This is a genomic window from Streptomyces sp. NPDC091272 (assembly GCF_044757485.1).
Taxonomy (GTDB): domain Bacteria; phylum Actinomycetota; class Actinomycetes; order Streptomycetales; family Streptomycetaceae; genus Streptomyces.
Window position 1 is genome coordinate 277,112 of sequence record NZ_JBIVVC010000008.1, and the last position, 17,096, is coordinate 294,207.

Annotated in this window: 13 protein-coding genes; 5 read left to right on the forward strand and 8 right to left on the reverse strand. The window is 71.9% G+C overall.

Annotated features, from left to right (window positions below; genetic code table 11):
- Positions 1-5 precede the first annotated feature (5 nt).
- Positions 6-947, reverse strand: a complete 942-nt coding sequence (locus ACIQM4_RS23505; protein ID WP_401594848.1) for a CopD family protein — start codon at positions 945-947, stop codon at positions 6-8.
- A 316-nt stretch (positions 948-1,263) separates the two neighbouring features.
- On the opposite strand from ACIQM4_RS23505, the gene ACIQM4_RS23510 reads away from it, so the two are divergent.
- Positions 1,264-2,844 carry a phytoene desaturase family protein gene (locus tag ACIQM4_RS23510; RefSeq protein WP_401594850.1) on the forward strand — a complete coding sequence of 527 codons (1,581 nt, stop codon included), beginning with the start codon at positions 1,264-1,266 and terminating at the stop codon, positions 2,842-2,844.
- 6 nt (positions 2,845-2,850) lie between these two features.
- Here the strand turns inward: ACIQM4_RS23510 and ACIQM4_RS23515 are convergent, their stop codons facing one another.
- Positions 2,851-4,647 (reverse strand): serine hydrolase, encoded by a 1,797-nt coding sequence (locus tag ACIQM4_RS23515; RefSeq protein WP_401594853.1) that lies wholly within the window; start codon positions 4,645-4,647, stop codon positions 2,851-2,853.
- A gap of 190 nt (positions 4,648-4,837) precedes the next feature.
- Here ACIQM4_RS23515 and ACIQM4_RS23520 point away from each other — a divergent pair, with 190 nt between their 5' ends.
- Both ACIQM4_RS23520 and ACIQM4_RS23525 read left to right on the forward strand, forming a co-directional pair.
- Complete coding sequence (locus ACIQM4_RS23520) at positions 4,838-5,950, forward strand: nitronate monooxygenase (RefSeq protein WP_401594855.1); 1,113 nt, start codon at positions 4,838-4,840, stop codon at positions 5,948-5,950.
- Positions 5,947-7,536, forward strand: coding sequence for an acyl-CoA synthetase (locus ACIQM4_RS23525; RefSeq protein WP_401594858.1), 1,590 nt, complete (start codon positions 5,947-5,949; stop codon positions 7,534-7,536). Before ACIQM4_RS23520 ends, ACIQM4_RS23525 begins: the two co-directional genes overlap by 4 nt.
- Before the next feature lie 17 nt (positions 7,537-7,553).
- On the opposite strand, the gene ACIQM4_RS23530 is transcribed toward ACIQM4_RS23525, so the two are convergent.
- The 4 genes from ACIQM4_RS23530 to paaK all read right to left on the reverse strand — a co-directional run bounded on the left by ACIQM4_RS23530 (position 7,554) and on the right by paaK (position 14,966).
- The gene (locus ACIQM4_RS23530; protein WP_401594860.1) at positions 7,554-8,384 is read right to left on the reverse strand and encodes a nucleotidyltransferase domain-containing protein; all 831 of its coding nucleotides are present in this window, start codon (positions 8,382-8,384) and stop codon (positions 7,554-7,556) included.
- A gap of 214 nt (positions 8,385-8,598) precedes the next feature.
- Positions 8,599-10,902 (reverse strand): germacradienol/geosmin synthase, encoded by a 2,304-nt coding sequence (locus tag ACIQM4_RS23535; protein ID WP_401594862.1) that lies wholly within the window; start codon positions 10,900-10,902, stop codon positions 8,599-8,601.
- Between the two features lie 180 nt (positions 10,903-11,082).
- Positions 11,083-13,503, reverse strand: a complete 2,421-nt coding sequence (locus tag ACIQM4_RS23540) for a penicillin acylase family protein (RefSeq protein ID WP_401594864.1) — start codon at positions 13,501-13,503, stop codon at positions 11,083-11,085.
- 176 nt (positions 13,504-13,679) lie between these two features.
- On the reverse strand, positions 13,680-14,966 hold the full coding sequence (paaK, locus tag ACIQM4_RS23545; protein WP_401594867.1) for a phenylacetate--CoA ligase PaaK: 1,287 nt from the start codon (positions 14,964-14,966) through the stop codon (positions 13,680-13,682).
- 262 nt (positions 14,967-15,228) lie between these two features.
- Between paaK and ACIQM4_RS23550 the strand changes: the two genes are divergently transcribed.
- Both ACIQM4_RS23550 and ACIQM4_RS23555 read left to right on the forward strand, forming a co-directional pair.
- Positions 15,229-15,687 carry a hypothetical protein gene (locus ACIQM4_RS23550; protein ID WP_401594869.1) on the forward strand — a complete coding sequence of 153 codons (459 nt, stop codon included), beginning with the start codon at positions 15,229-15,231 and terminating at the stop codon, positions 15,685-15,687.
- Positions 15,688-15,886: 199 nt separating this feature from the next.
- On the forward strand, positions 15,887-16,261 hold the full coding sequence (locus ACIQM4_RS23555; RefSeq protein WP_401594872.1) for a hypothetical protein: 375 nt from the start codon (positions 15,887-15,889) through the stop codon (positions 16,259-16,261).
- 34 nt (positions 16,262-16,295) lie between these two features.
- Here ACIQM4_RS23555 and ACIQM4_RS23560 read toward each other — a convergent pair whose 3' ends face one another.
- On the reverse strand, positions 16,296-16,502 hold the full coding sequence (locus ACIQM4_RS23560) for a DUF4236 domain-containing protein (protein ID WP_401595060.1): 207 nt from the start codon (positions 16,500-16,502) through the stop codon (positions 16,296-16,298).
- Between the two features lie 88 nt (positions 16,503-16,590).
- Complete coding sequence (locus ACIQM4_RS23565; protein WP_401594875.1) at positions 16,591-17,094, reverse strand: DUF4232 domain-containing protein; 504 nt, start codon at positions 17,092-17,094, stop codon at positions 16,591-16,593.
- Positions 17,095-17,096: the final 2 nt, after the last annotated feature.

Genomic DNA, 17,096 nt, shown 5'->3' on the forward strand with positions numbered 1-17,096 from the left:
GTCGCCTACCAGGTCGGCGTCGGTACCACCGTCAGCAGCGCGGAGACCGCCACCACTCCCACCAGCATCACGACCTCCGCCCGCGCGGGCCGCTCCGCCGCCCGCGGATCCACCTTGCGGTGCCCCGTCCGCCGGCGGTGCAGGCGGGAGCGGGCCACCAGGGCCAGCACGCTCACCACCGCGAAGAGCACGAGCTTCACCAGCAGCGTCCGCCCGTACGCCGTACTGAACACGTCGTCCAGCGGCAACCGCCGCAGCGTGCTGAACGTGCCCGTGACGGCCAGCGCCACGTAGAGGAAGACGGCGACACGCGCATACCGCCCCAGCAGCGCGCGCCCGGGGCCCGCGCCCTGCGCCGCCCCGTCCTTGCGCCACAGGTGCATCGCCCGCAGCACGTACACCAGGGTCCCCGTCCACAGCGCCGACGCCGTCAGGTGAACCGTCGTCAGCGCGATCCCGACCTCCGGGGTGTCCAGCTCGGGATGTGCCCGCACCGCCTCCGAGAGGATCACCACCACCAGCGGCAGGACCGCCCCGGCGGGCCGCTTCAGCCAGGCGCAGCCGGCCGCGGCGAGGAAGGCGTTCGCCTGGAGGAGGAGCATGCCGCCGGGACCCGTCGCGTACGTCTCGGTGAAGGTCATGCCGCCCAGATCGGCCATCTGGACGATCTGGCCGAACGACGCGGCCGCCCCGGTCAGCGACAGCGCGACCCCCCACGCGGGTGGCCGGGCCGCGGGAGCACCCGGCACCGCCCGCGCCAGCCGGTGCCCGGCGATCTCGCCGAGGTGCAGGAAGAGCGCGGCCAGGAACACCGAACGCAGCAGCGTCGTGGTCCCGGCCCCTGGTATCCGGAGCTCGCCCGTGTCGCGGGACACGATGCCCATGCCCAGCAGGGCCACGCCGACGAGCACCGCGACCGCGATCCCCGGCAGGAGATACGTCTTCACGCGCTGCCACCGGACGTCGGCCGCATCGGGCGCGGCGGACGTGGCCGACGGAGGCGATGCAGGCGCGGCCGGCACATGCGAGGCCGGCGCAGGCGCGGCCGTCGGGTCGGCGGACGCGGCGGGCCCGTCGGCGCGGGTCGGGGTGGAAGGCTCCGGGTAGGTCACCCGCCGATTTTCCCCGGGCGGACGATGCGGCACAAAGCGACCCCCTCGTACCGCCCCCGGCCCGGTTCCCCCTCGGGCCCCCGCTCCGCCCGTTCTCCCGGCACGCTCGCTCCCCCTGTCGGACGGATGACCCACCGCATAGGGTCCGGCCATGCCGAAACGTTCCTCGTACGACGTCGTCATCGTCGGCGGCGGTCACAACGGGCTGGTCGCCGCCGCCTACCTCGCCCAGGCGGGCCGCTCGGTGCTCCTGCTCGAACGGCTCCCCGTCACGGGCGGGGCCGCGGTCTCCGCCCGCCCCTTCGCCGGCACGGACGCGAGACTCTCGCGCTACTCGTATCTCGTGTCGCTCCTCCCCGGAGCCATTGTGCGCGACCTCGGTCTGTCCTTCGCCGTACGGAGGCGGACGATCTCCTCGTACACCCCGTACGGGAGCGGTGGTCTGCTCGTGGGCGGCGACGGCACGTCCGCCTCCTTCGCGGAACTGACCGGCGGTGGTAAGGAGTTCCGGGCCTGGGAGGGTTTCTACGGGGCGCTGCGGCAGGTCGGTGAGCGCGTCTTCCCCACGCTCACCGAGCCCCTGCCCGACCGGTCCGCGCTCCGCGGTCGCATCGACGACGAAGCGGCCTGGCGGATGCTCTTCGAGGAGCCGGTCGGCGTCGCGATCGAGGATGTCTTCGCCCACGACCTGGTCCGGGGCGTGGTCCTCACCGACGCGCTGATCGGCACGTTCGCGGACGCCCATGACCCGTCACTGATCCAGAACCGCTGCTTCCTGTACCACGTCATCGGCGGCGGCACCGGCGACTGGGACGTCCCGGTCGGCGGCATGGGCGCGCTCACCGACGCGCTCGCGCACGCCGCACGCAAGGCCGGCGCCTGCCTGGTGACCGGCCACGAGGTGATCCGCATCGACACCGACGGAGCAACCGCGGAGGTCTCGTACCGCACCCGGGGCGCGGGGGGCGGGGCAGATGACGCTGTCGACGGCGGGACCGTGGCGGCCCGGCACGTCCTGGTCAACGCCTCCCCGCACGCACTCGCCGCGCTCCTCGGCGACGAGCCGCCCGCGCACACCCCCGAGGGCGCCCAGTTCAAGGTCAACATGCTGCTGAGCCGGTTGCCGCGGCTGCGGGACCCGGCCGTCACCCCGCAGCAGGCGTTCGCGGGGACGTTCCACGTGGCCGAGGGGTACGAGGAGCTGGCGGCGGCCCACCGGGAGGCCGCGGCCGGGCGTCTGCCGAGCGCGCCGCCCTCGGAGATCTACTGCCACTCGCTGACCGACCCCTCGATCCTCGGCGACGACCTCCGCGCGCGCGGCCACCACACCCTCACCCTCTTCGGGCTGCACACCCCGGCCCGGCTCTTCGCCGCCGACAACGACGCCGCACGCGACGAGCTCCTGCGCACCACCCTGGCCCGCCTCGACGCGCACCTCGCAGAGCCGATCGCCGACTGCCTCGCCACCGACGCGGAGGGCAACCCCTGTGTCGAGGCCAGGACCCCGGTCGATCTGGAACGCGAACTGCGGCTGCCCGGCGGCCACATCTTCCACGGCGACCTGTCCTTCCCCTACCGGCAGGACCAGGAGTGTGCGAGCGGGCCCGGCGAGAGGTGGGGGGTGGCGACCGGCCGCCCCAACGTGCTGCTGTGCGGGGCGGGTTCGGTGCGCGGCGGGGGAGTCAGCGGGATCGGCGGGCACAACGCGGCGATGGCCGTGCTCGGCCGGTAGCCGCCCTCAGTCGCGGGAAGCCGTCCACCCCTGAGCCGTGAGGCGGGCCGCGTCCTTGGGCCGGGACTCGTCGAAGAGCGTCCGGTGGCCGTCCGTCACCCGCAGCCCGTCGACGTACGCCCCGCGACCGACGTAGCGCACGTCGGTCGCGTACCGCCAGCGCAGGGTGACGCTGCTGCCCTCGTACGGCGCGAGGTCCGCGCCCGCCCGGTGCCAGACGCGCCCCGACCACCCGGTGACCGCCCCGGCCGGGTGGGGCCGCGGCTCAAGCCCCCGCCGTACGGTCGTGAACGGCAGCGGGCGCCAGGTGGCCCCCGCGTCCGTGGACGCCTCCAGGGCCAGGGTGTCCGCCGCCGGTTCGGTGTCCCACCACAGGTCACAGCGCAACAGCCCCCGGTCCGAGCCGAGCGGCAGCGCGGGCAGCGTGAGGGTCGCCGTCGTCGCCGGGGCCATGCCGGAGAACCACGCGGTCCGCCCCCTGGCCGGCCGCACCGCCACCGCCCTCGCCATGGCGTCCGCCGTCGCGACGCGCGGCGCGGACCCGGAGCGCCAACCGCGCACCGGGTGGACCGAGTTGCCCAGCACGATCAGGAACGAGTCGGTGGAGGGATCGATCACCACGCTGGTGCCGGTGAAACCGGTGTGGCCCGCGGTCGTGGGTGTGGCCATCGCGCCCATGTACCAGTGCTGGTAGAGCTCGAAGCCGAGACCGTGCTCGTCGCCGGGGAAGGCGGTGTTGAAGTCGGTGAACAGCAGCTCGACCGACTCCGGCGCCAGAATGCGGGCGTCCCCGTACACGCCCCCGTTGAGCAGCGTGCGGGCGAGGACCGCGAGGTCCCAGGCGGTGGAGAAGACTCCCGCGTGCCCGGCGACGCCGTCGAAGCTGTACGCGTTCTCGTCGTGCACCTCGCCCCAGACCAGACCGCGGTCGAGGCCCGACCACGGCTTGCGGGCGTCCTCGGTGGCCGCCGTCCTCGGCCGCCAGGAAGCCGGCGGGTTGTACCGGGTGCGGTGCATCCCGAGCGGAGCAGTGATCTCGTCGTGGAGCAGTACATCCAGAGTGCGAGCGGTGATCTTCTCCAGGACGAGCTGGAGCGAGATCAGGTTCAGGTCCGAGTACAGATAGGCCGTGCCGGGCGGGCTGGCCGGTGCCTCGTTCCACAGCATCCGCAGCTTTCCCTCCCGGGTCGGCTGCGAGTACAGCGGAATCCAGGCGGTGAAGCCCGAGGTGTGCGTGAGGAGGTGGCGCACGGTGATGTCCGCCTTGCCCGCGGCGCCGAACTCCGGCAGGTACGAGGCGACCTTCGCCTCCAGTTCCAGCGCACCCCGCTCGATCTGCTGGACCGCCAGCAGCGACGTGAACAGCTTCGACACCGACGCCAGGTCGAAGACCGTGTCCCTGGCCGTCGCGATCTGCTGCTCCGGCGGGAACTCCACCGCCGTGTCGGTCTTCTCGTCGTACGCCGCGTAGCGCACGGCCTTCCCGATCGGCTCGTGCAGCGCGACCGTGCCGCCGCGCCCGGCGAGCAGCACCGCGCCGGCGTACCAGGGGTGCACGGGTGAGGGGCCGAGGAACCTCTTCGCCTCCGTCACCACGCGCTCCAGGTGCTCGGGGAGCAGCCCGGCCCGTGCGGCGGAACCGTAACTGAGCGTCGGACGGCGGCGGTCGCCGGCCGACGCCTGCCGCGTCCCGCCGGCATCCGCGGACCCGGCGGCCCGCGCCGCTCCGGCCGCGGGGATCGGACCCAGTACCAACGCACCTCCCAGTGCCACGACCCCGCCCGCGAAGTGCCTTCGTCCCATGCTGCGGCGCCCGGTGTCCCGGGGTCCGGTACCGACGGCTCCGGTACCTCTGTGCTCCCCATCCTCAGTCATGGCCACCAGCAGGCCAAAGCGCACCGCCCGTGTCAACCACCCCGTCCGCGCCGAAGAAACTGACGCAGCATCAGAAAACCTCTTCCCCTCCCGGCCGCCCTGCGGCATCCTGCCGCCCATGAAGACCGAGCTGAGCCAGAAACTGGGAGTCGAGCACGCCATCTTCGGCTTCACGCCGTTTCCGGCGGTGGCGGCGGCACTGACCCGCGCGGGCGGATTCGGTGTGCTGGGCGCGGTCCGCTACACCGCCCCCGACGACCTCGCCCGCGACCTGGACTGGATGCAGGAACACACCGCCGGCAAGCCGTACGGCCTGGACGTGGTCATGCCGGCCAAGAAGGTCGAGGGCGTCACCGAGGCCGAGGTCGAGGCCATGATCCCGGCCGGCCACCGCCGTTACGTCCAGGAGATCCTCGGCAAGCACCACGTGCCAGGACTCGCCGAGGGCGAGGCGTCCGGCTGGCGGATCACCGGGTGGATGGAAGAGGTCGCCCGCAACCAGCTCGACGTCGCCTTCGACTACCCGATCAGACTCCTCGCCAACGCGCTGGGCTCCCCGCCCGCCGACGTCATCGCCCGCGCCCACGCGCACGACGTCCTCGTCGCCGCCCTCGCCGGAAGTCCCAAGCACGCACGCCGGCATGCCGAGGCGGGCATCGACATCGTCGTCGCCCAGGGGTACGAGGCGGGCGGACACACCGGGGAGATCGCCACCATGGTCCTGGTGCCCGAAGTCGTCGACGCGGTAGGAGAGTTGCCGGTGCTCGCCGCCGGCGGCATCGGCAGCGGCGAGCAGATCGCCGCCGCGCTCGCCCTCGGCGCCCAGGGAGCCTGGCTCGGCTCGATCTGGCTCACCACCGAGGAGGCGGACCTGCACTCCCGCGCCCTCACCGCCAAGCTGCTCGCCGCGGGCTCCGGCGACACGGTGCGCTCGCGCGCCCTCACCGGCAAGCCCGCCCGCCAGCTCCGGACCGAGTGGACCGACGCCTGGGACGACCCCAGTGGCCCCGGCGCCCTGCCCATGCCGCTCCAGGGCCTGCTGGTGGCCGAGGCCAACTCCCGTATCCAGAAGTACGAGGTCGAGCCCCTCCTGGGCACCCCGGTCGGCCAGATCGTCGGCCGCATGAACTCCGAACGCAGCGTCCAGGCCGTCTTCGACGAGCTCACCCGGGGCTTCGAGCGGGCCGTCACCCGTATCAACCACATCGCCGGAAGGAACGAGGGAGCATGACGCCTTCGCCGCAGCAGCAGGGGCCCCAGGGGCAGCAGCCGCAGCCACCCAACGGTTTCTGGGCCCAGGCCGCAGCCGATCCCGGCCGGGCCGTCCTGACCGCACCCGACGGTGAGGAGTGGACCGCGGGCCGGCTCCTCGCGTCCGCGAACCAGCTGGTGCACGGGCTGCGGGCGGCCGGTCTCCAGCGCGGCGACACCTTCGCCGTGGTGCTTCCGAACGGCGCCGAGTTCTTCACCGCCTACCTCGCCGCCTCCCAGGCAGGCTTCTACCTGGTCCCGGTCAACCACCACCTCACCGGGCCCGAGATCGCCTGGATCGTCTCCGACTCCGCGGCCAAGGTCCTCCTCGCCCACGAACGCTTCGCCGCCCAGGCCACCGCTGCCGCCGACGAGGCGGGCCTGTCCGCCACCCACCGCTACTGTGTCGGCACGGTTGCGGGGTTCCGCCCCTATCACCAACTCCTCGAAGGACAGGACGAATCGACGCCCGACGACCGGACCCTCGGCTGGGTCATGAACTACACCTCGGGCACCACCGGCCGGCCCCGCGGCATCCGCCGCCCCCTGTCGGGCAAACTCCCCGAGGAGTCCTATCTCGGCGGGTTCCTCGGCATCTTCGGCATCAGGCCCTTCGACGACAACGTCCACCTGGTCTGCTCGCCGCTCTACCACACGGCCGTGCTCCAGTTCGCGGGCGCGGCCCTGCACATCGGGCACCCCCTCGTGCTGATGGACAGGTGGCACCCCGAGGAGATGCTCCGGCTCATCGACACCCGGCGCTGCACCCACACCCACATGGTCCCCACCCAGTTCCACCGGCTGCTCGCCCTCCCCGATCAGGTGCGAAGGCGATACGACGTGACCCCGATGCGGCACGCGATCCACGGCGCCGCGCCCTGCCCCGAACACGTGAAGCGCGCCATGATCGAGTGGTGGGGCGACTGCGTCGAGGAGTACTACGCGGCCAGCGAGGGCGGTGGCGCGTTCGCCACCGCGGAGGACTGGCTCAAGAAGCCGGGTACGGTCGGCAAGGCCTGGCCCATCAGCGAACTCGCGATCTTCGACGACGACGAGAACCGGCTCGCGCCGGGCCAACTGGGCACCGTCTACATGAAGATGAGCACCGGCGGGTTCAGCTACCACAAGGACGAGGCCAAGACCCGCAAGAACCGCATCGGAGACTTCTTCACCGTCGGCGACCTGGGCATCCTGGACGAGGACGGCTACCTCTTCCTCCGCGACCGCAAGATCGACATGATCATCTCGGGCGGCGTGAACATCTATCCCGCCGAGATCGAGGCCGCCCTCCTCGGACATCCCGCCGTGGCCGACGCGGCGGCCTTCGGCATCCCGCACACGGACTGGGGCGAGGAGGTCAAGGCCGTCGTGGAACTCGCCGAGAAGAACGCCCCGTCGGCGGAGCTCGCGCAGAGCATCCTTGCCCACTGCGAGCGCCAACTCGCCGCCTTCAAGCGGCCGAAGACCCTCGACTTCATCGAAACCATGCCCCGCGACCCCAACGGCAAGCTCTACAAGCGGCGGCTGCGCGAGCCCTACTGGGAAGGTCACGGCCGCGCGCTCTGAGCGGCATGCCGCCCCGGTCAGCTCTCCCGCGACAGGAACTCGGCGATCTCCGCGTGCAGTTCGACGGGCACCGCGAAACCCCAGCGGCCCGCCGCCTCGGCCGTCAGCTCGCGACTCCACTCCCAGGAACTCCGGGCCGCCTCCCGCACGGCGGCGCCGTCCAGCGGTGCGGTGGTGGTCGCGTACCGTGCGACATCGGCCGCGGGCAGGTCCTCCTCCATGGCGCGGCTCGGCGTGAGCCAGTGGGCGGTGCTTTCGCGGAGCAGCCGGCAGAGCTGAAGCTGGTGCGGGGCGACCATCGCGTGCAGCAGGTTATGGGCCCGGCCGGTCTCACCGCGCGCCAGCAGATGGGCGAGCATCAGCGTCCAGTTGGCCAGCTCACTGCTCAACTGCTGCGCCGTGGTAGTGGGTTGCGGAGGGACGAAGGGAGCGAGCTGGTCCGCGGCCTCGGTCAGGCGGCCCGTGCGGTCCAGCAGTACGGCCGCATCCGGCCTCGGCAGGTGAACCTGACCGGACCAGGACGGCACCTCCGCGATACCGGCGCTCGCGGCAGTCACATGGAACTCGCCGCGCATCAGGTCGTCGAAGACGACGGCCAGGATGCCGTACATGTTCGTGTACGCCAGCTTCAGCGGAGCGAGCCGCTCCACGAACTCCCGCCCGTCGAAGGTGGCGAGGTGGGCGTCCTCCACGTACAGGTACGCCTCGATGTCGGAGTACGCGTCTGCCTCGCCGAGCGTCCACGACCCGTACAACAACACGCCCTCCAGGCGTGGTTCCGCCCCGGCGGCCGCACGGAGCCGCTCGATGCGCTGGTCCAGGGCGGGGGAGCGGGACTCGGATTCCATGGGCGCAGTCTGCCATCACCCCCAGCAGCGGCAGAACCGCGGGCCCGGCGGTGAAGGGGTGCTTCCGCCGGGCCCGCGGCCCTTGTGCTGCCGCGTTGCGCTGGACGCGGCGTCCGTTGGTCAGAGGGGGGACAGAAGATGGCCCGCCCCCGTCAGGAGAACGCCTGCCCTGTCATGCGGAGCGAAAACCTCGCCGGGGCGGCGACCCCCGCCGCTACCCCACGCCCGCCGTCGCACCCACGGTCGCACCCGCCGTCGGGTCCGCCCCCGTCCGCTGTGCCCACAACTCGACGACGCGCGCCGCCGACGTACCGATTCCGGTGGGCCCCAGCCAGTCCGGCCCCGTGGACACCTGCGGGGTAGGAACGGCGTTGTGCCGCAGCAGGTCGGACTCCTTGTAGCGGTCGCAGCCCTCGTGCCAGGTGAGGATGCCGGCCATCCAGTTCTTCAGCTCGTCCGCGTAGGTGGCCAGAACCTTCCTCGCGTCGGCGTCGAGCTCGAACTCTTCGCAGAGATCCGGCAGTTCTGCGGAGATCACATGCTGGAACTCGGCCATCCTGGCGGCCATCAGATCGACCACGACGTCCCGCGCCCGCTCCACGTCACACTGGAGGAAGTGCTGCACCACCAGCACCCCGTTGTGCATCTCCCCCTCGAACTCGATCTCCTTCTGGTACGAGAAGACGTCGTTCATCAGCGCCGCGTAGTCCATCGCGGAGCGCTCCATCGAGAGGAACGGGCGCGACCGGTAGATCTCCGGGGGCAGCGTGTTCCCGTGGGAGAGCCGCGAGAGGCTCATCGTGAGGTCGGAGCCGAAGGTGAAGCGCCGCATCTCGATGTAGTCGATGGGGTCGGGCACCCGGTCCTGGGCCTGGTTGGCGAGCTCCCACAGCCAGCTCGCCGTCATGTCCTCGATCGCCTTGCGGAACTGCCGCCGCGCAGGCCCGGCCATCGGCCCCGCCGTCCGTCGCCACAGGTCGTCGAGCCCGCGCTCCAGCGGGGTGAGCGGCGGCGGCACCGGCTCGCCGTCGACCGGCATGAACAGCGAGAGCCGGTCGTTGGCGGCCTTCGCCCCGGCCAGGTCCAGGGTGCGCCCGTACAGCACGGGGAAGAGGTCGTCGCCGTACGTTCCCCAGGCCAGCCAGCCCGAGCTGACGTCCAGCTCGGCGAGCGAGGCGTCCGGGTGGATGCCGGCCGCGCACAGGGGCAGGTCGTAGGCCCGGATCTTCTGCTCGTTCCACACGCCCGAGCCGGGCAGCCCCGGTGCCTCCGCGAGAATGCCCATCGCGTGTCCCCAGGCCACCAGGTTCTCCCTGGAGGCGTCCAGATGCGGGCTCAGGGTGGTCGTGAAAGGCATGCCCAGGTCCGGGACCTCAAGGTGCCCGACCCTCTCGAAACGGTGCACGGCCACCGTCTTGAGCCGGGCCGGGACACCGACGGCCAGGGAGGCGAGCAGCTGGGCGGCGGCGGTGCCCAGGCCGTTCGGCCCGGCCAGGGCGTGCGAGACGGGGTCGTGGGCGTCGGCGCCCGCGCCGTTCATGTACCGGCTGGAGCGCATGTGCCATTCGTGACCGCCGGCCTGCCAGTCCTGGAGGCCCTTCGCGTACGCGAGGACGTCCAGCCGCTCCTGGGGTTCGATGCCGAACTCGGCGAAGAGCGGCTCCAGTTCGGTGAAGAAGGTCGTCTCGAACTGCTGCAGCCGCGAGGTCAGCAGGTTGTTGACGGTCTCGGCGGCCTCCTGGGTCGAGCAGCCGAGGAAGGTCTCCATCACCAGGACGCCGTTGGAGAGCTCACCCTCGTCGAGGATCTCCCGCTCGTAGCTGAAGAGGTCGTTGCGCAGGTGCACTCCGTCCGAGAAGGAGTCCCGCAGCACGCACATCGGCCGTGCCGCTGCGATCCGCGCGGGGACCTCCGCCTTGGCCGCGTACTCCACGAGCCCCGCCGACCACGGGGCGCCGCCCACCTTGCGGCGCATCTCGATGTACTCGACGGGGTTCGAGACGCGGCCCTCGCTGATGTTCATCAGCTCCCACATCGACTCGTCCAGGAGGTGCTCGGTGGCGACCGCGAACCGCCGCCGCCAGTCCTCGGACATCGAGGGGCAGGTGCGGCGCCACAGGTCGGCGAGCCCCGCCTCGACCGCGTTGGTCGGCTCGGGCGTCGTCGCCCCCGCCGCCACCGGCATGTACGCGGGCAGCCGGTCCAGGTACTCCTTGGCGCCCGACATGTCGGGGCTGCGCTTGTACAGCTCCACGAAGTGGTCGTCGAAGAAGAACACCCACACGTACCAGTCGGTGATCAGCGCCAACTGCTCGGCGGTGCAGTCGGGGTGGGTGTACGCGCAGAGCAGCGCGTAGTCGTGGCTGTCGAAGTCGTGCTCGTCCCAGATGTCCGAGCCCTCGATCATGACCATCTCGCGCGCCCACACCTTGGAGTGCTCCCGGGCGTGCTCCAGATGGGGATTGAGCCGGGCGGGATGCGGCATGTAGAACTCGGGCAGCCTGAAAGGTTGGGGCATGGTGGAGGAGATCGCCTTCCCTGCTCGACGGTGTGGCTCCGTCCCACGCTAAGCACGGAGCCCCCGCCAGGAGCACGGCCCCGGGCGATCATCACCGAAGTGGTGAATCTGCGCCCGGGGCCGGTTAACGATCTTCAATGCGGTGCAGCGACGCGCCGGGTGCCGTCAGGGACGAGGGCTTCAGCGCTCCGTCGCCCGGACCACCCTCAGCTTCGGCGAGGTGAGGATGTCCCGCTCGCAGAACCGCGAGGTCACCCACCTCTCGCCCGAGAACAGCTCCGTCTGGTCGCTGTAGTACGGGGAGGAGGGGTTGGACGACTGGCTGTACGTCAGCAGCGTCCGCGCCACCGGGCAGGGTCCGCCGTTCCAGCCGACGGCCTGGATGTAGCTGGAGCCCGTGGTCACCTCCGAGTAGCCGCCCGCGGCGGCGTTCCACACCGGCTCGACCTTGTTCCACAGGCCGAGCGACTCCGTGCCGCCGTGCACGGGGATGCGCTTGCCGCCCCGTACGACGAACTGGTTCAGGCCCAGCGGGGCGTCGAGTGCGATCCCGGCGGCCCGCAGCTCCGCGACCGCGCCGATCAGTGCCGGACGGACGCCGGGAGCAGCGGTGTTGAGGGTGTTCGGGGTGCGCACCGGGTCCGCGGGGTCGAACGGGACCTTCCACAGCTCCGCCGCCGGGACGGACGCGGAGAGCGACCGCCAGAACCGGTCGAAGAGCAGCGCGCCCCGGCTCCCGGTGTCCATCTTCCGGTCCCACTTGCGCAGTACGGCGCAGGCCTCGGCGAGCTCCGCGCCGGCGCAGGTCCTGAGGAGTTCGGGCAGCGCCAGGTCGGCGGCGGGCACCCGGTTCGCGAACTGCTGTTCCTGGAGGTCGGAGACGGTGAGGCGCCCCTTGCGGGCCATCGCCGCGACATCCTGGACCGCCCCCCTGGTGCGCATCGAGCGCTGGGTGCCGAGGGAGCCGAAGACGCGCTCGTACCCGGTGATCGGCCGGTCCGCGTTGGTCAGCCAGGCACTGTCGTTCGAGTTCTCCGCGTACGGCGCGTCCCGCAGCGTGGGCATCCTGGACGGACCGAAGATCCCCGGCTCCAGTGCGTCCTTGTCACGGCCCAGGGCGCAGTCACCGCGCGCGCCGTCCAGGATCGCCATGCCGGACGAGGGATAGGTGACCTTGCCGAGCGCGGTGGAGCAGCGCTGCGCCAGGTCGTCCGTGATGCGCGGCAGCACCTGCGACTGGGTGAAGAGGGAGCCGCCGGAGGAGTCCGCGGCGATCGTGTTCACCCACGGCAGGCCCTGGGTGCGGCGCAGCGCCTCCTGCACACCGCGCACGTCGCGGGCCTTGCTGAAGCCGAGCGCGGTGTCCCCCGCGCGCAGGTTCGTCGCGTTGGGGTCGTTGAGCGCGTAGGCCGTGGTGGCCGTCCACGGCAGCGGCAGCTGCGCGCCCAGCGCGGTGACGACCGGCCCGTACCTGGTCCACCACTGGGTGCGGGTGACGGGAGCGCCGTCCTTGACGGGAACGGTCACGGTCCGCTTCGTCATCCGCTCCCGCCGGCCGTCCACGACGTACACCGTCGGGTCGTCGGCGGCGAGGGTGAGCTGATGGAGGTTCATGGTCACACCGGTGGCGACGGTGTGGCTCCAGGCGATGCGCGAGGTGTGCCCGATCGACACGGTCGCGCTCCCCAGCAGGGAGCCGCCCGCCACGTTCAGCTCGCCGGGGACGGTCTGCTGCGACTGCCAGAAGCGCCGCCCGCCGGACCACGGGTAGTGCGGATTGCCGAGCAGCAGCCCGCGGCCGTTCGCCGTCGTACGGCCGCTGAACGCGACGGCGTTGGAGCCCATCGCCGCGTCCGACGTGTCGAAGAACCGCCGTGCCGCCTCGCCCGGATCCACGGACTGCACGGCGCCACGTGCGCCTGGCGCGCCGGTCTGCCGCGCGGCGGCACGGGAACCGTCTCCCGCTGCCGCCGGGGGCTGCGCGGCCGTGATGCCGTCCACGCCGCGACCTTGCCCGCCCAGCACCGCGAGCGCGAAGTTCAGGGTCTGCACGTCCTCGACGGACACCGGACGCAGCCAGCCGGCGCCCTTGCAGGCCGGGTCGGTGAGCTCGTTCTTGCGCAGCCACGCGTTGTACCCGGCCGTCCAGCCCCGCATCAGGTCCTTGACCTGACGGCTGGGCCCCACCGGGGCGGGCCGGGCCATCAGCCTCCCGACCGTCCCGCTGTCGCGCACCCCCTGGAAGTAGAGGTCACTGGCCAGGTTGGTCGAGGCGGACGACAGGGAGCCGTCCGGCTTCCCCTGGGCACCGAAGTACCGCGAGCGCTCGGCGCGGACGGTCGCGAAGCCCTCAGCCAGGGTGCAGGCCTGGTCGTTCGCCTGCGCCCAGCCGGTGCCGAAGCCGAGGTTGGCGTAGTCCTTGGCCACGATGTGCGGGATGCCGTACTCGGTGTACCGGATGACGGCGGAGAGCCCGCCGCCCGAGGGACGCTGCTCCTGGCCCCTGGGGCCTGCGACGGCGGTCGGCGAGAGCGTGGCGGCGGCGGTGAGCAGGGCGATCCCGGTGACGGCAAGGGTTCTCGTACGGGTCCGGAGGGACAACGTGGCTCCCAACTGATCTCAGGAACAGGTTAGTTGTGCCATGCACGGTGCTGTCGGTCCCACTCAGTCACTACCGGTCGGTACCTGTCAACATCCCGCGCGGTATGCGACCTCGCGAACGCCTGCTGAACAGCGCGGCCGGGTGGAGGACCACTTCCGGTCCACCGCGCAGACGATCACTTGGGGCGCCGGTCCACGATCCGCTTGAACTTGCCCACCGAGCGCTCCAGCGTCCCGGGGTCCACCACCTCCACGTCGACGGACACCCCGATGCCGTCCTTCACCGCTGCCGTCACCGTCCGCGCGGCAGCCGTCCTGGCGTCAGCCGTCGCGTCCGCGCGCGCCTCGGCCCGTACCGTCAGCCGGTCCATCCGGCCCTCGCGGGTCAGCAGCAGCTGGAAGTGCGGGGCCAGGGCCGGCGTACGCAGCACGATCTCCTCGACCTGGGTGGGGAAGAGGTTGACCCCTCGCAGGATGACGAGGTCGTCACTGCGGCCGGTGATCCGTTCCATGCGGCGGAAGTTGCGTGCCGTACCGGGCAGCAGGCGGGTCAGGTCCCTGGTCCGGTAACGGATCACCGGCATCGCCTCCTTGGTGAGCGAGGTGAGGACCAGCTCGCCCTCCTCGCCGTCCGGCAGCACCTCCCCGGTCAGCGGGTCGACGACCTCCGGATAGAAGTGGTCCTCCCAGATGTGCAGCCCGTCCTTGGTCTCCACGCACTCCTGCGCGACACCGGGGCCGATCACCTCCGACAGGCCGTATATGTCGACCGCGTCGATCGCGAACCGCCCCTCGATCTCCCGGCGCATCTCCTGCGTCCACGGCTCGGCGCCGAAGATGCCGACCTTGAGGGAGGTGGAGTGCGGGTCGACCCCCTGGCGCTCGAACTCGTCCAGCAGGGTGAGCATGTACGAAGGGGTCAGCATGATGATCTCGGGCCGGAAGTCCTGGATGAGCTGGACCTGTCGTGCGGTCATGCCGCCGGACGCGGGGATCACTGTGCAGCCGAGCCGCTCCGCGCCGTAGTGCGCACCGAGTCCGCCGGTGAACAGCCCGTAGCCGTACGCCACATGGACCTTGTGGCCGGGCCGCCCCCCGGCGGCGCGGATCGACCTGGCCACCATGTCGGCCCACATCGAGAGGTCGCTCTCGGTGTAGCCCACGACGGTCGGGCGGCCGGTCGTGCCGCTGGAGGCGTGGATGCGGCGGACGTCCTCCTGCGGGACGGCGAACATCCCGAAGGGGTAGTTCTCGCGCAGGTCGGCCTTGGTGGTGAAGGGGAAGCGGGCCAGGTCGCCGAGCGAGCGGCAGTCGTCGGGGTGCAGGCCCGCCTTGTCGAACGCGGCCCGGTAGTGCGCCACCTTCGCGTAGGCGTGCCGCAGGCTGCTGCGCAGCCGCTCCAGTTGCAGGGCCTGGAGCTCCTCGCGGCCCAGCCGCTCCGCCGCGTCGAGCAGAGGCTCCATGTGTCACGCTCCCGTTCCTCGAACCCGTTGTCCACGGCGCCACCGCCCGGGGCACCACCCGTAGGGCCAAAGCGGACGACCGATCATTCGGTCGTGGTGCGTCCCGGGTCAGTAATTCAGCACGGATGGTCTCCTGACAAGGGGGCGGACGGTGCAGGATGGCGGACTCCACGGCGCTCCGGCCGCCCTCTGGCTGCAAAACACCCCAAAATGCTGGGTATCGGTTGATCAAGGAAGAACGGGATCGAAGGCGAGTACTCGAATGCAGCGTCGAATCCGCAGGACCGCATGGACCGCAGTTCTCACCGTCGCCGGAGCGGCGGTGCTGGGCGCATGCGGCGGCAGCGGGCCCGCCCCCGCCGTCACCACCACCGTGACCGCGCCCGCGCCGACCGTCACGGTGACGGCTGCCCCCACCCGGGCCGCCCCCGCCCCGGTCCCGAGCGGCAGCAAGCCGGCACCCAGCACGGACGCCCAGGCCGCGCGCAAGCCCGAGGTGGTCCTGACCGGTGACGCGGGAGCGGCGGGCAAGGAACTGCAACGGCTGAGGAAGACCGGCTGGTGGAACCCCGACAAGATCGAGTACGCGGACGATCCGGTGACCGCGCTCCAGCAGTTCGACAAGTGGCTGAGCAAGGGCTACGTGGCGCCCGGCGGCGCCTGGACCCCGGCGGGGGAGGCGGCCGTGGAGGCAGCCAACGACGGAGGCCCCGAGCTCTAGGCAGGGGGCGACGCCGCGTGAGGGTGCGTCCGGTCGCCGGGACGGCCCTCACGCGTCTGGCGCAATCCACGGGCTTGGGTATTTACTGGCATCGCGCTTGTTGACGCCTTTTCTAGCAAGGCGACCGTTCCGGTGGGGTGCCCCGCGCGCCGCGTTCGCCTGCCCGGTCGCTCCAGACCCACCGTCCCGGAGGCCCGAGTTGACCGCCCACGACCGCCCCGCCCGCCTTCTCGTCGCCCTGCTCGCAGGCGCGGGCGCCGCCCACGTCGTGGCGCCGAAGCTGTTCGACGGCATGGTGCCCGAGTTCCTGCCGGGCGAGCAGCGCGCCTGGACGCACGCGAGCGGCGTCGCCGAACTGCTGCTCGCCGCGGCCGTCGCCGTACCGCGGACCAGAAGGGCGGGCGGGCTCGCGGCCGCCGGCTTCTTCGTCGGAGTCCTCCCGGCGAACATCAAGATGGCGTACGACTGGCGCAACAAGCCGAACGCCCTGCGGGCCGGGGCCTACGCGCGCATCCCGCTCCAGATCCCGCTGGTGCTGTGGGCGGCCAAGGTGGGCCGGGACGCGGCCCGCTGAGCACCCGTCACCTCCGCCGGGCGATGCGGGTTCCTCACCGGTTGCGGCGCCGCTTGGTGGTCGTCCTGCGCCAGCCGAACGGGCCGGGAAGATCCATCGAGGTGGTGCGGCGGCCGGTGCTGCTGTGCGTGTGACGGGGCCCGTGGCTGCCGCCGCCCGTGGTGATCGACCACGAGTGGCGGTTGATGTTCAGCCGTACGCCAGGGAGGATCCGGAAGCTCTTGCGGAAGGTCAGCGGCATCGTCGGCATCCTGGTTCTGTGAGGAGGGGCGAAGGCCCGGTGCCGTACTGATTGCCGGTAACGGCGCGACGATGCGCCCGCCGTCCGTTCAGCGCGCGGCAGGCTGCCAGAGCGAGGTCACCGGGTCGTACACCCTGACCCCCTCGGGCAGTCCCAGCTCGGTGGCCCGGATCCGCTTCCCGTGGTGCGCGGGGTCCGCCGCGACCACGATCTCCGGCACGGTCCGCACGTCGCCCGGCGTCGGCGGCAGGAGGACGGTACGCACCGTGGCGTACGCGGACGCACCTGCGGCCACCCGGTAGGGGGCGCTGTCGGCCGGGGGCTCCGGACGGGCCGCGCCGTCCAGGTCGCCGAAGGTGACGGTGGGGATGCGGTCCACCGTGCAGGCGCGCGGGCCGTGGTTGGTGAAGCGGAGGGACAGGACGTCCGGGGTGGGCGCGGCGGTCACCTCGACGGACAGGTTCCGCTCGGCGCAGAGCGCCTGCGGACCGGCTTCCGGGGCGGGCGGCGCGCCGGCGGCGGTGGCCGAGGCGGTGAGCAGCAGGGCGGCGGCGACGGCTGCCGTGGCGGTGATGCGCTGAGAGAAGTGCATAC